General features: G+C 75.8%; 11 protein-coding genes and 1 riboswitch. Of the genes, 6 read left to right on the forward strand and 5 right to left on the reverse strand.

Features of this window, described 5'->3' with window-relative positions; genetic code table 11:
* The first annotated feature begins 54 nt into the window (after positions 1-54).
* A riboswitch (TPP riboswitch) is annotated at positions 55-188 on the forward strand.
* From ACFSJS_RS22860 to ACFSJS_RS22870, 3 genes are all read left to right on the forward strand, one after another.
* On the forward strand, positions 183-1265 hold the full coding sequence (locus ACFSJS_RS22860; protein WP_380903399.1) for a thiamine ABC transporter substrate-binding protein: 1083 nt from the start codon (positions 183-185) through the stop codon (positions 1263-1265). Its footprint overlaps the riboswitch before it by 6 nt.
* The gene (locus tag ACFSJS_RS22865) at positions 1241-2995 is read left to right on the forward strand and encodes an ABC transporter permease (RefSeq protein WP_380903401.1); all 1755 of its coding nucleotides are present in this window, start codon (positions 1241-1243) and stop codon (positions 2993-2995) included. The genes ACFSJS_RS22860 and ACFSJS_RS22865 overlap by 25 nt, the downstream gene beginning before the upstream one ends.
* Before the next feature lie 2 nt (positions 2996-2997).
* A complete protein-coding gene (locus ACFSJS_RS22870; RefSeq protein WP_380903403.1) occupies positions 2998-4056 on the forward strand; it encodes an ABC transporter ATP-binding protein in 1059 nt (352 codons plus the stop codon).
* Positions 4057-4179: 123 nt separating this feature from the next.
* On the opposite strand, the gene ACFSJS_RS22875 is transcribed toward ACFSJS_RS22870, so the two are convergent.
* Both ACFSJS_RS22875 and ACFSJS_RS22880 read right to left on the reverse strand, forming a co-directional pair.
* Positions 4180-5406, reverse strand: coding sequence for a hypothetical protein (locus tag ACFSJS_RS22875; protein ID WP_380903405.1), 1227 nt, complete (start codon positions 5404-5406; stop codon positions 4180-4182).
* The gene (locus ACFSJS_RS22880) at positions 5388-6152 is read right to left on the reverse strand and encodes an ABC transporter ATP-binding protein (protein WP_380903407.1); all 765 of its coding nucleotides are present in this window, start codon (positions 6150-6152) and stop codon (positions 5388-5390) included. Before ACFSJS_RS22880 ends, ACFSJS_RS22875 begins: the two co-directional genes overlap by 19 nt.
* 297 nt (positions 6153-6449) lie before the next feature.
* Here ACFSJS_RS22880 and ACFSJS_RS22885 point away from each other — a divergent pair, with 297 nt between their 5' ends.
* A complete protein-coding gene (locus ACFSJS_RS22885) occupies positions 6450-7898 on the forward strand; it encodes a gamma-aminobutyraldehyde dehydrogenase (protein ID WP_380903409.1) in 1449 nt (482 codons plus the stop codon).
* A gap of 155 nt (positions 7899-8053) precedes the next feature.
* Here ACFSJS_RS22885 and ACFSJS_RS22890 read toward each other — a convergent pair whose 3' ends face one another.
* Positions 8054-9100 carry an adenosine deaminase gene (locus tag ACFSJS_RS22890; protein WP_380903411.1) on the reverse strand — a complete coding sequence of 349 codons (1047 nt, stop codon included), beginning with the start codon at positions 9098-9100 and terminating at the stop codon, positions 8054-8056.
* A 120-nt stretch (positions 9101-9220) separates the two neighbouring features.
* Here ACFSJS_RS22890 and ACFSJS_RS22895 point away from each other — a divergent pair, with 120 nt between their 5' ends.
* Positions 9221-9742, forward strand: a complete 522-nt coding sequence (locus tag ACFSJS_RS22895; RefSeq protein ID WP_380903413.1) for a DUF4190 domain-containing protein — start codon at positions 9221-9223, stop codon at positions 9740-9742.
* Positions 9743-9795: 53 nt separating this feature from the next.
* Positions 9796-10719: a hypothetical protein gene (locus ACFSJS_RS22900; protein ID WP_380903415.1), complete on the forward strand. Its 924-nt coding sequence runs from the start codon at positions 9796-9798 to the stop codon at positions 10717-10719.
* A 12-nt stretch (positions 10720-10731) separates the two neighbouring features.
* Here the strand turns inward: ACFSJS_RS22900 and ACFSJS_RS22905 are convergent, their stop codons facing one another.
* Positions 10732-11397: a phosphatase PAP2 family protein gene (locus ACFSJS_RS22905; RefSeq protein ID WP_380903417.1), complete on the reverse strand. Its 666-nt coding sequence runs from the start codon at positions 11395-11397 to the stop codon at positions 10732-10734.
* Positions 11398-11703: 306 nt separating this feature from the next.
* On the reverse strand, positions 11704-13056 hold the full coding sequence (gabT, locus tag ACFSJS_RS22910; RefSeq protein ID WP_380903419.1) for a 4-aminobutyrate--2-oxoglutarate transaminase: 1353 nt from the start codon (positions 13054-13056) through the stop codon (positions 11704-11706).
* Positions 13057-13094: the final 38 nt, after the last annotated feature.

A 13094-nucleotide genomic window follows, 5' to 3' on the forward strand; every position in this document is an offset into this window, starting at 1 on the left:
TGGTACCGTGGCGGTGGCCGCACAGGTCGCACACAGTAGCGAAAAACGAAGCAAGCGAACCGACAGGGGAGCGCGTACAGCGCTGAGAGTGCGGTGCCGCCGGAGCCGGCCGGGAGCCGGACCGCGGACCGCAGACCCTCGGACCTGATCCGGTTAGTACCGGCGTAGGGAGTCAGCACACAGTGGCAACGAAGTTCCGGCGCGCCCTGGGCGCCGCCGTCCTCGGCACGCTCACCCTCTCCTCCCTCACCGCCTGCGGCGGCTCGGAGCCGTCCGGAGGCGGGGGAGGGAAGGACGACAAGACGGTCACCGTCGTCTCCCACACCTCCTTCGAACCCTCCGAGGAGGTGCTGGAGGAGTTCACCGAGAAGACCGGCTACACGGTGGAGGTGCTGCGCGGCGGCGACGCCGGGTCCGCCCTCAACCAGGCGATCCTCAGCAAGGACAACCCGCAGGGCGACGTCTTCTTCGGTGTCGACAACACCCTCCTCTCCCGCGCCCTGGACGCCGGGCTCTTCACGCCCTACGAGGCCGAGGGGCTGGAGAGGATACCCGCCGAGCACCGGCTCGACGGCGAGAACCGCGTCACCCCCGTCGACTACGGCGACATCTGCGTCAACTACGACCGCGCCTACTTCGACGAGCGCGGCCTGGAGCCGCCGGAGACCCTGGACGACCTCGTCCGGCCCGAGTACAAGGACCTGCTGGTCACCGAGAACGCCGCCACCTCCTCGCCCGGACTGGGCTTCCTGCTGGCCACCGTCGCCGAGTACGGCGACGGCTGGGAGGGGTACTGGAAGAAGCTGAAGGCCAACGGCGTCGAGGTCGTCGACGGCTGGGAGCAGGCCTACAACGACCGCTTCTCCGGCTCCGCCGGCGGCCGCAGCGGCGACCGGCCGCTGGTCGTCTCCTACGCCTCCAGCCCGCCCGCCGAGGTCCTCGGCGCCGACCCCGCCCCCGAGCAGGCCCCCACCGGCGTGGCCACCGGGACGTGCTTCCGGCAGACCGAGTTCGCCGGGCTGCTGGACGGCGCCGGCAACCCCGAGGGCGGAAAGGCGCTGCTGGACTTCCTGATCGGCGAGTCCTTCCAGGAGCACCTGCCGCTGCAGATGTTCGTCCACCCCGCCCGCGAGGGCACGGAGCTGCCCGAGACCTTCACCCGGTACGGCGCGACGATCGACGAGCCGCACACCGTGGCCCCCGAGAGGATCGCCGCCGACCGCGAGACGTGGATCAAGGCGTGGACCTCGACCGTCCTGAGGTGACGGCGGGCACCGGGGAGCAGGACGGGGTCCGAGGCGCCGGGGCCGCGGCAGGCACGGGCGCCGGCGGCCGGGGCAGGACGACGGCGGTGCGGCTCGCCCTGATCGCCCTGCCGGCCGCCTTCCTCGCGCTGTTCTTCGCCTACCCCGTCGCCGCCATCACCGCCCGCGGCCTGTACGACGGCGGGCGGTGGCACCCGGAGCGGATCGCGGAGGTGCTCGGCGACCCCGGCATCCTCCACGTGGTGTGGTTCACCGTGTGGCAGGCGGCGGCCTCCACCGTGCTCACCGTCGCCCTGGCCCTGCCCGGCGCCTACGTCCTGGCCCGCTACGACTTCCCCGGACGGCGCGCGCTGCGGGCGCTGGTCACCGTGCCGTTCGTGATGCCCACCGTCGTCGTCGGCTCCGCCTTCCTCGGCCTGCTGGGGCGCGGCGGGCTGACGGAGCAGTGGTGGGGGCTGCGGCTGGACGAGGGCCCCGCGGCGATCCTGCTCGCCCACGTCTTCTTCAACTACGCCGTGGTGGTCCGCGTCGTCGGCAGCCTGTGGGCCCAGCTCGACCCCCGCCAGGAGGAGGCCGCCCGGGTCCTCGGCGCGGGCCGCTGGGCCGCCTGGCGCACCGTGACCCTCCCCGCGCTCGCCCCGTCCGTGGTCGCCGCCGCGGCGATGGTCTTCCTGTTCACCTTCACCTCCTTCGGCGTCGTCCAGGTCCTCGGCGGACCCCGCTACGCCACCTTGGAGGTGGAGATCTACCGGCAGACCGCCCAGCTGCTGGACCTGCCCACCGCCGCCGTCCTGACACTGGTGCAGTTCGCCGCCGTCGCCGCGCTGATGGCCCTCCACGCCCGCGCCGTCCGGCGCCGCCGCGGCGCCCCGGCGCTGGTGGACGCCTCCCGCACTGCCCGCCGCCCGCGCGGGGCGCGGCAGAGGGCACTGCTGGCCGCGGTGCTGGCGCAGATCGCCGTGCTGATCGTGGTCCCGCTCGCCGTGCTCGTCGAGCGCTCCCTCAGCGGGCCCGGCGGCTACGGCCCGGACTTCTACCGCGACCTCGCCTCGGCCGACGCCACCGGCGGCACCTTCACCGTCGCGCCCCTGGAGGCGATCGGCAACTCCCTGGCCTACGCCGCCGCCGCCACCGCCATCGCCCTGACCGTCGGGGGACTCGCCGCCGTCGCCCTCACCCTGCGGGGACCCGGCGGCCGGACCGGGCGGCTGGTGCGCGGCTTCGACGCGCTGCTGATGCTGCCGCTGGGCACCTCGGCCGTCACCGTCGGCTTCGGCTTCCTCGTCGCCCTGGACGAGCCGCCGCTGGACCTGCGCTCCTCCTGGATCCTGGTCCCGCTGGCCCAGGCCCTGGTCGGCACCCCGTTCGTGGTGCGGACCCTGCTGCCGGTGCTGCGGGCGGTGGACGACCGGCTGCGGGAGGCCGCCGCCGTCCTGGGTGCTCCGCCGGCGCGCGTGTGGCGCGAGGTCGACCTCCCGCCGGCGCGCCGGGCGCTGCTGGTCTCCGCCGGCTTCGCCTTCGCGGTCTCCCTGGGGGAGTTCGGCGCCACCGTCTTCATCGCCCGCGCCGACGCCCCCACCCTGCCGGTGGCCGTCGCCCGCCTGCTGGGCCGGGCCGGCGAGGCCAGCTACGGGCAGGCCATGGCGCTCAGCACCATCCTGATGCTGGTGTGCGCCGCCACCCTGCTGGCGCTGGAGGGCGTCCGCACCGACCGATCGGGAGAGCTGTAGCCATGGCGTCCCTGCGCCTTGAGGCCGTCACCGTGCGGTACGGCGGCCGCACCGCCCTGGACGCGGTCGGCCTCGACGTCGCCGAGCACGAGATCGTCTGCGTGCTCGGCCCGTCCGGCAGCGGCAAGTCCACCCTGCTGCGGGTCGTCGCGGGCCTGGTGGATCCGGACGCCGGGCGGGTGCTGCTCGCCGGACGCGACCAGCGCGGGGTGCCGCCGCACCGGCGCGGTGTGGGGCTGATGTTCCAGGACCACCAGCTCTTCCCCACCCGCGACGTCGGCGGCAACGTCGCCTTCGGCCTCCGCATGCGCGGGGAGCCGCGCGGGCGGACGGAGGCGAGGGTCGACGAACTGCTGGAACTGGTCGGCCTCCCCGGCACCCGGCGGCGTCCCGTGGGCACCCTCTCCGGCGGGGAGCAGCAGCGGGTCGCGCTCGCCCGCGCCCTCGCCCCCCGGCCGGGGCTGCTGATGCTGGACGAGCCGCTCGGTCAGCTCGACCGGTCCCTGCGCGAACGCCTCGTCGTCGAACTGCGGCTGCTCTTCCGCCGTCTGGGCACCACCGTGCTGGCCGTCACCCACGACCAGGGCGAGGCCTTCGCGCTCGCCGACCGGGTGGTGGTGATGGAGGCGGGCCGGATCGCCCAGACCGGCAGCCCCGCCGAGGTGTGGCAGCGTCCCGCCTCCGAGTTCGTCGCCCGCTTCCTGGGCTTCACCAACATCGTCCCGGCCACCGTGCACGGGGGGACGGCCGACACCCCCTGGGGCCCGGTCCCCGTGCCGCCCGGCGCCCCGGACGGGCCCTGCGCCCTGCTGGTGCGGCCCGCCGGGGTGCGGCTCACCGGCGCCCCGGACGGCGCGTCCGGCGAGGGCCTGCCCTGCACCGTGACGGCCCGCACCCTGCGCGGCGGCGGTTTCTCGGAGATCTCGCTGCTCCTGGAGCCCGAGCGCGGGCCGGCGCTGGAGGCGTCCTGCCCGCTGCGCTCGGCGCCCGAGCCGGGAGCGGCCGTGCGCGTCCGGTTCGCCGCCGACGACGTGGTCGTCCTCCCGCCGCGGACGGCGTAGCGCGGGCGGAGGGGGCCCGGGGAGCGGTGGACGGTGCGACCGGTCGGCGTCCGGCCCCCGCGGTGCGCCCGCCGTCCGGGCCGCGGCGCCGGGCGTGCCGCGGAGCGCCGTGCGGGAGCGGCGTCAGCGGGCCAGCGGAGCCGTGGCCAGCTCCGCGACCAGCCAGGTCAGCGGTGCCAGCACCCCCAGGAGGACCACCACCCGCAGCGCCGCGGCCGCCCGCAGCATCCGGCGGGAGACGCCGAGCTGGAGCAGTCCGGCGGTGGCCGCCGCCCGCGCGGCCCGGAACTCCGCCGCCGATCCCAGCGCCGCCGCCACCGCGCACACCAGCACCACCGCGGCCCCCAGCACCGTCAGCGGTCCCGCGGCCGCCTCACCGGCACCGGGCGCCGCCCCGTGCAGGCGGGCCGACCCCAGGGCCCCGGCCGCCACCGCGCACAGCACGCCCAGCGGCCGGCCCACGCGCGGCGCCTCCTCCCGCAGCGCCCGGCCCGACAGCAGCCGCAGCACCCCCGGCCGTCCCAGGGCCAGCAGCGCCCCGCACAGGTGGACCAGCCCCGGCCCGGCCAGCACCAGGCCCAGCGCGATCACCAGCCAGCCGCCCACCACTCCCGGCCCCAGGCCGTCCAGGGAGGCCGGCAGCGGCACACCGCCGGAGCCCGCGGAGGCCGCGAGCCGGTCGGCGGCGTGGGTCTCCACGACCAGGCCGACCGCGGTGACCGTCACCCCCCACGGCAGACCGGTGGGCACCGGCGGCGCCCGGTGGGGCAGGACGGCCGCCGGGTCCGGCAGGCCGGCGGGGGACCCCGTCGGAACGACGGACGGCACCGCGCGCAGCCGGGTCGCCAGCGCGCTCGCCGCGGCCGCCGCCAGCGGCGGCACGGCCAGCAGCGTCAGCACGGCGGCACGCGGCAGCGGGCGCCCGGCGCCCAGCAGCTCCCCGGCCGCCCCGGCCAGCGGGACGGCGTCCAGCACACCGCCCAGGCCGCCGCGCAGGTGGACGAAGGCCGGCAGGGCCAGCGCGCATCCCGCCGCGCAGCACAGGCCCGCGGTGACGGCGGCCAGCAGCGGCAGCCGGGCCGGACCCACGCCCACCGCGTCCAGCCCCTCCCGGGGGCGCACACTCGGGTCGGCGCGGACCGTGGCCGCCGCCAGGTGCGCCAGGGCCGCCAGCGGCACGGCGCACCACAGCAGCCGGGCCGCCGCCGTCTCCGGACGGCCGGGATGGGCCACGGCGTAGGACAGCGCGCTCAGCAGCAGGAACCCCACGGCGCCGGCGGCGCAGGCGACCAGCGCCCGCCGGGTCAGCGCGCCGGGGCGGGAGGTGCGCACTAGACGGAGAGGGAGCACTCTGTCCTGCCTTCCGGGCCGGGCCCCGCGGACGGCCCGGTGGTACCCGCCGGAACGCCGGACGGGGCGTCCTCGCCCACCCTGCGGCCGTCCACGAGCACGGCCGAGCGGTCCGCCACGCCCGCCACCCTCGCGTCGTGGCTGGCCAGCACGACCGTGATCCGGTGCGAGCGGGCCGCGGTGGTCAGCGTGCGCAGCACCTGCGCCCGCTCCCCCTGGTGCAGCCGTGCCGTCGGCTCGTCGGCGAAGACCACGCTCGGGGAGTGCGCCAGGGCGCGGGCGATGGCCACCCGCTGCCGCTGGGCCTGGACCAGCGCACCGGGTCGGCTGCGGGCGAAGTCGCCGACGTCCAGCCGCTCCAGCCACTCGCAGGCCCGCCGGCGGGCCTCCCGCCGGCCCGCTCCCGACAGCAGCAGCGGCAGCGCGGTGTTCTCCCAGACCGTCAGCTCCGGCAGCAGGTGGGGCTCGCTGCCGATCCAGCCGAACCGGCCCCTGCGCAGCCGTTCGCGTGCCGAGGCGGTGAGGGTGTGCACGGGCAGGCCGTCGAACCACACCTCGCCCCGCCCAGGCACCAGCCGCCCCGACAGGCAGCCCAGCAGCGTGGACTTGCCGCTGCCGCGCGGGCCGGTGACGGAGACGATCTCCCCCGCGCGGACCGAGAGGCACACGTCCCGCAGAGCGGGCGTCCCCTCGTGCTCGTAGTGCAGTCCGCGCGCCCAGAGCAGGTCATCGGGTGCGGTCACCATGACGGGCACCTCCGCTCCTCGCCTTCGGGGGTCGTGCCTTGAGCCCTGACGGGGTGAACGAGCGCCAGGGGGATCGGTCACTGGCACGGTACGGACCGGGGCCGCGGCCGGGGCGGTGGCAGGCGCGGGCACCGCTCAGGTTCCTCCGAATGGTCCTTCGGAGGGTTCTCTCCGGTATTTCCGCCATTCGGGTGTCAGGAGAGGAAGAAATCCCGGACTGGCGGGTGTATCCAACACGTTCTTCGGTGGTTAGGGTGGGTGTCTCATCCATCGGACAACAGAGCAGGAGGGCGCGAAGTGGGCACCGAACTGCGTCGGCTGCGCAACCACATCGACGGGGAGTTCCGGGACGCCGCCGACGGACGCACCACCGACGTCGTCAACCCGGCGACCGGCGAGGTGTACGCGACGGCTCCGCTGTCCGCCGCCGCCGACGTCGACGCCGCCATGGCCGCCGCCGAGGCGGCCTTCCCGGCCTGGCGCGACGCCACCCCCGGTACCCGGCAGACCGCCATCCTCAAGATCGCCGACGCGATCGAGCGGCGCGCCGACGAGCTGCTGGCGGCCGAGTGCGAGAACACCGGCAAGCCGCTGGAGCTGACCCGGCAGGAGGAGCTGCCGATGATGCTCGACCAGATCCGCTTCTTCGCGGGCGCGGCCCGCCTGCTCGAGGGCAAGTCCGCCGGGGAGTACATGGAGGGCATGACGTCCTTCGTCCGGCGCGAGCCGGTCGGGGTCTGCGCGCAGGTCGCGCCCTGGAACTACCCGATGATGATGGCGGTGTGGAAGTTCGCCCCGGCCCTGGCCGCCGGCAACACCGTCGTCCTCAAGCCCTCGGACACCACCCCGGCCTCCACCGTCCTGCTGGCCGAGATCATCGGCGGCGTGCTCAAGGAGCTGGAGCTGCCGGCCGGCATCTTCAACGTCGTCTGCGGCGACCGCGACACCGGCCGCCTGATGGTCGAGCACCGCACCCCCGCGATGGCCTCCATCACCGGGTCGGTCCGCGCGGGCATGGAGGTGGCCGGCAGCGCCGCCAAGGACGTCAAGCGGGTCCACCTGGAGCTGGGTGGCAAGGCGCCCTGCGTCGTCTTCGAGGACGCCGACATCGCCGCGGCCGTCGAGGGCATCCGCGACGGCGGCTTCTTCAACGCGGGCCAGGACTGCACCGCCGCCACCCGGGTGCTGGTCCACGAGTCGGTCCACGACGAGTTCGTCGCCGCCCTCACCAAGGCCGCCGCCGAGGTGAAGACCGGCGACCCGTCCGACCCCGACTGCTTCTACGGCCCGCTGAACAACTCCGTCCACCTGGAGAAGGTCACCGGCTTCATCGAGCGCCTGCCCGAGCACGCGAAGCTGGAGACGGGCGGCAAGCGGGTCGGGGACCGGGGCTACTTCTTCGCCCCGACCGTGGTCTCCGGACTGCGGCAGGACGACGAGATCGTCCAGAACGAGGTCTTCGGCCCGGTCATCACCGTCCAGAGGTTCGGCGACGAGGCCGAGGCCGTGCGGTGGGCCAACGACGTCGAGTACGCCCTGGCGTCCTCGGTGTGGACCAGGGACCACGCCCGCGCGATGCGGATGTCCAAGGCGCTCGACTTCGGCTGCGTGTGGATCAACACCCACATCCCGCTGGTCGCCGAGATGCCGCACGGCGGCTTCAAGAAGTCCGGCTACGGCAAGGACCTCTCCGCCTACGGGCTGGAGGACTACACCCGGATCAAGCACGTGATGACGGCGCTGTGAGCCGCTGACCGGCGAGGGCGCCCGGCCCCGGAGCCCCCGCGGGCCCGGGGCCGGGCGCCCTCGCCGGTCCTCGCCCCCGCGGGCTCCGGCGGGCCGCCGGCCTGCGGGGGCCGGCCGGGTCCGGGGAAGGGCGCGGGGGTACGCCCCGCCGCCCGTCAGCCCGCCGGGGCCTGCCAGGAGGCGAGGTGGGCGTCGATCCCGGCCAGCAGGGACCTCCTGACGTCGTCCGGGGCGAAGGAGGCGTGCACCGCGTTCCTCGCCAGCTCCGCCACCCCGGCCGCGTCCAGACCCAGCAGCCGGGCCGCGATGCCGTACTCGGTGCACAGGTCCGTGCCGAACATCGGCGGGTCGTCGCTGTTGACCGTCACCAGCACCCCCGCCTCGGCCATCTCCCGCACCGGGTGCTCCTCCAGCGAGGCCACGGCCCGGGTGGCCAGGTTGGAGGTGGGGCAGACCTCCAGCGGGATCCGGTGCTCGGCCAGGTACTCCAGCAGCCGCGGGTCGCGCGGGGCGCTGGTCCCGTGGCCGATGCGCTCGGCGCGCAGGGAGGTCAGGGCGTCCCAGATCGTCTGCGGCCCGGTGGTCTCGCCGGCGTGCGGGACGCTGTGCAGCCCCTCGGCGATCGCCCGGTCGAAGTACGGCTTGAACTGCGGGCGCGGAACCCCCACTTCCGGCCCGCCCAGGCCGAAGGAGACCAGCCCCTCGGGACGCAGCTCGCAGGCGAGCCGGGCGGTCTCCTCGGCGGACTCCAGACCGGCCTCGCCGGGGATGTCGAAGCACCAGCGCAGCACGACGCCCAGCTCCTTCTCGGCGGCCAGCCGGGCGTCCTCGATCGCCTCCATGAAGGCGGGCCCGGGTATGCCGCGCCGGGTGGAGCTGTAGGGGGTGACGGTCAGCTCCGCGTAGCGGATGTTCTGGGCGGCCATGTCCCGGGCGACCTCGTAGGTCAGCAGCCGCACGTCCTCGGCGTCGCGCACCAGGTCCACCACCGACAGGTAGACCTCGACGAAGTGGGCGAAGTCACGGAAGGTGAAGAACTCCGCGAGCGCCTCCGCGTCGGTCGGCACCGGTGTGCCCGGGTGCCGCGCGGCCAGTTCGGAGACGATGCGGGGCGAGGCGGATCCCACGTGGTGCACGTGGAGTTCGGCCTTGGGCAGGCCGGCGATGAAGGCGGTCAGATCACCGGCGGCGGAGTGGGACACGGTTCCTCCAGATGGGCGGGGGCGCGGACATCGTAGGCGGGCGGCGGAACCCCGCGCACGCGCCCGCGGCCCGCCTACGATGACCGCACGCGCCGCCAGGGGCGCGGGAGGAGGGGGAGCATGCCGCACGACCAGGGAACCGGCGCGGGCGCACCGGCGGGGGGAGCCGGCCGGCCGGCCACGCCGCCCGCCGGCGGGCGGCCGCAGCCGTACCGGCCGTATCCGTACGGGTACGGCCCCGCCCCCGGCCGGGGGTGGGCCCCGCCTCCGCCGCCGCCCGCGACCAGCGGCATCTGCACCGCGGCGATGGTGCTCGGCATCGCCAGCATCGCCCTGGTGACGACCTTCTACGGCATGGCCCTCGCGGTGTTCACCGCTCCCGTGGCGATCGGGCTGGGCATCGCCGCGCGCGCCAGGATCAGGAGGGGCGAGGCCCACGGCAGCGGCCCCGCGACGGCCGGACTCGTCCTGGGCATCGTCTCCTTCGCGGTGTCCGCGGCGGCCGTCGCCCTGTTCGTGCTGCTCCTGGCGGGCTGGAGCCCCGGCCCGGACGACGAGTACCCGCGGCAGGACGGCGGCACCCACCACACCCGGGTCCTGGGCCCGCCCGCCGACCCCGCGGAAACGGGCGGCCGCCGCTGAGCGGTACATGACCTCCTCGTAGGGTGAGGGCTCCGGTGAGGAGGCCTTCCAGCATGTCCGAGCAGTTCCCGCACCCGCACCCGCCCGCACCCGGCGCCCCCCGGGGCGGGGGCCCGGCCGGGGCGGTGCCCGCCCACCCGCACGCGCACCCGTACCCGCACCCGTACCCGTACCCGTGGCCCGGCCGGCCGCCGCGCAACGGCCTGGGCACGGCCGCGCTGGTCACGGGCATCGTGGGGCTGCTCCTGGGAGCGTCGTTCCTGCTCAGCCCGCTCGGCGTGCCGCTCGGCGCCGCGGCCGCGGTCCTGGGCGCCGTCGCCCTGCGGAGGGTGCGCGCGGGCACGGCTACCAACCGGGGGCAGGCGCTGGCCGGAATGTGGACGGGAGTGGCCGGAGCCGTGCTGTCGGCGGCGCTGTCGCTGGTTCTGGCCATGGTCCTCGGCCCCGCCTTCCCGGGCCGCCTCCCGGAGACCGTCGAGGTGGCCTCCGCGGTCGGCACCCCGGAGAAGCCGGCCACGGCCGGCGACGCCGTGGCCTATGGCGACGGGCTCACCATCACGGCGTCGCCCCCGCTGCCGGGAGGCGCCGGCGCCCCGGAGGAGGGGCGGCGGACCCTGATCCTGGCCCTCTCCAACGAGGGGACCGGGACCGTGGACCTGCAGGGCGGGGGGACCGACGTCTACGTGGGCGGCGTGCCGGTCCCCGCGGAGGACGCCGTATGGGAGCGGGAGGGCCCCGACGAGCTGGCGCCGGGCGAGGGGGCCGCGGCGGAACTCTCCGTCGAGGTCGCGGACGACACCCTCCTGCTGCACCTCGACCACGCCCCGGGCGCCGCCCACGCCCGCGCGTTCTGGGAGTTCGACCTCTCCCGCCCCGGCGGCGGCGCGCCCGGTCCGGGCGACGGCGCCCCCGAGGGCCCCGGTACGCCGGGCCGGCCGCGGGACGGCCGGGACGACCAGGACGTCCGCGCCGTCTGACCGCCCGGTCGGCTAGGCGTCCGGCCGCCCGGCGGGCCGTGGACCGTCACGCCGCCCGCCGCCCCCCGCGCCGTCCCCCGCGGGGAGGCGGCAGGCGGCGCGGACGGCGGCCAGCAGCGGCACTCCCAGGCACCAGCTCGCCAGTACGTCCAGCCCCCAGTGGTACCCGCGCCACACCAGCCCCGCTCCGGCGGCGGCGCACACCAGCGCGGCGGCCGCGGCCAGCGGCCGGCGCGCCCGCGGCCACAGGTGCGGAAGCACCAGCAGCACGGCGGCACCGTAGGCGACCTGGGCCGTCGCCGCGTGCCCCGACGGGAAGTAGCCGGTGCCCTCCAGCGGACCGGGCCGGTCCGTCAGCGCCTTCACCGGCGCCACCAGGGCGGGCACGGCGGCTGCCGCGAGAGCCGCCGCGACCAGCGGACGCCACCGGCGTCCGCGCAGCCACGCGTACCCCAGTGCCGCGGCCAGGACGGGGAGCGCGACCCCGGCGCTGCCCAGGTCGGCCAGGGGTTCGGCGACCGCCGCGGGCGGAGCGTTCTCGCGGAGCTCAGGGGTCAGCCGCTCGTCCGCGTCCGCCAGCGGCCCGTCCGACACCACCTGCCAGGCGACGGCGGCGAAGAGCAGCAGGGGCAGGAGCACGGGGAGGAGCAGGGCGCGCGGCGAGACCCGGACGAGCACCGGGAAAGCGCGGAACGGCGGCCCCGGAACAGGGGGGAGAGTTCCGGGGCCGCCGTGGCGACCGGTCACCGCGCGCCCCGGGGGGTATGGGGCGGGCGGCCGTCCGATCGGTGAGGAATGTGCGCGAGGGCACAGCCGGGCCGGAGAAGGGGAATCACCGGCTCGGCACCGCCCGCGGTCACCCGCGGGCGGGACACTGCGTTCTTCCGATGAAGAAGGTACGGCAGCCGGCGGGCGCCGGACAGGCGTGTCACGGCAAGGCCATGGCCCCCGCACACATTCTTCACGCCGCTCCTCCCGCCGGTCTCACTCCAGGCCGGCGAGGGCCTCCTCGACCACGTCCAGGCCCTCGTTCAGCAGATCGTCCCCGATGACCAGCGGCGGCAGGAAGCGGACCACGTTGCCGTAGGTGCCGGTGGTCAGCACCAGCACGCCCGCCTGGTGGCAGTGCTTCGCCACGGCGGCGGTGGCCTCGGGGTTCGGCTCCTTGGTGCCCGGCTTCACCAGCTCGATCGCGATCATCGCACCCCGGCCGCGGACCTCGCCGATCACCCCGTGCCGTCCGGCCATCTTCTCCAGGCGCGGCTTCATGATCTCCTCGATGCGGCGGGCCCTGGCGTTCAGGTCCAGCTCGCGCATCGTCTCGATGGCGCCCAGCGCGGCGGCGCAGGCCACCGGGTTGCCGCCGTAGGTGCCGCCCAGGCCGCCGGAGTGCACGGAGTCCATGATCTCGGCGCGGCCGGTGACGGCGGCCAGCGGCAGGCCGCCGGCGATGCCCTTGGCGGTGGTGATCAGGTCGGGGACGATGCCCTCGTCCTCGCAGGCGAACCACTGGCCGGTGCGGCAGAAGCCCGACTGGATCTCGTCCGCGACGAACACGATCCCGTTGTCGCGGGCGAACTGCGCGATGCGCGGCAGGAAGCCGCGCGCGGGCACGATGAAACCGCCCTCGCCCAGTACCGGCTCGATCACGATCGCGGCGACGTTCTCGGCGCCGACCTGCTTGGTGATCTGGTCGATGGCCTGGGCCGCGGCCTCCTCGGCGCAGTTGTCCGGACCGGTGGGCCAGCGGAAGGGGTAGGCCACCGGCACCCGGTAGACCTCGGGGGCGAACGGCCCGAAGCCGTGCTTGTACGGCATGTTCTTCGCCGTCAGCGCCATGGTGAGGTTGGTGCGGCCGTGGTAGCCGTGGTCGAAGACGACGACCGCCTGGCGCCCGGTGTGGGAACGGGCGATCTTCACGGCGTTCTCGACCGCCTCGGCGCCGGAGTTGAACAGCGCGGACTTCTTGGCGTGGTCACCGGGGGTGAGCTTCGCCAGTTCCTCGCAGACCTCGACGTAACCCTCGTAGGGGGTCACCATCACGCAGGTGTGGGTGAACCGCTCCAGCTGCTCGGCGGCGCGGCGGACCACCGCCTCCGCGCTGTTGCCGACCGAGGTCACGGCGATGCCGGAGCCCAGGTCGATGAAGGAGTTGCCGTCCACGTCCTCCAGGACGCCGCCCCCGGCGCGGGCCGCGAACACGGGCATGACCGTGCCCACGCCCCCCGCCACGGCACCCTGCTTGCGGGCCATCAGCTCCTGGGACCTGGGGCCGGGGATCGCGGTGACGACGCGGCGCTCCTGGGGGAGGGAGGGACCTCCGGACAGTTCGGTCATGACGGACTCCTCGGTGCTAAGGGGTCGGAAGGAGACTT

This window comes from Streptomyces desertarenae, from assembly GCF_042681365.1.
Taxonomy (GTDB): Bacteria; Actinomycetota; Actinomycetes; order Streptomycetales; family Streptomycetaceae; genus Streptomyces; species Streptomyces desertarenae.

Bases quoted from the DNA above. Each gene is read 5' to 3' on its own strand.
- ACFSJS_RS22900 (WP_380903415.1), top strand. From the start codon at position 9,796: ATGTCCGAGCAGTTCCCGCACCCGCACCCGCCCGCACCCGGCGCCCCC.
- ACFSJS_RS22880 (WP_380903407.1), bottom strand. From the start codon at position 6,152: ATGGTGACCGCACCCGATGACCTGCTCTGGGCGCGCGGACTGCACTAC.
- ACFSJS_RS22895 (WP_380903413.1), top strand. From the start codon at position 9,221: ATGCCGCACGACCAGGGAACCGGCGCGGGCGCACCGGCGGGGGGAGCC.
- gabT (WP_380903419.1), bottom strand. From the start codon at position 13,056: ATGACCGAACTGTCCGGAGGTCCCTCCCTCCCCCAGGAGCGCCGCGTC.
- ACFSJS_RS22870 (WP_380903403.1), top strand. From the start codon at position 2,998: ATGGCGTCCCTGCGCCTTGAGGCCGTCACCGTGCGGTACGGCGGCCGC.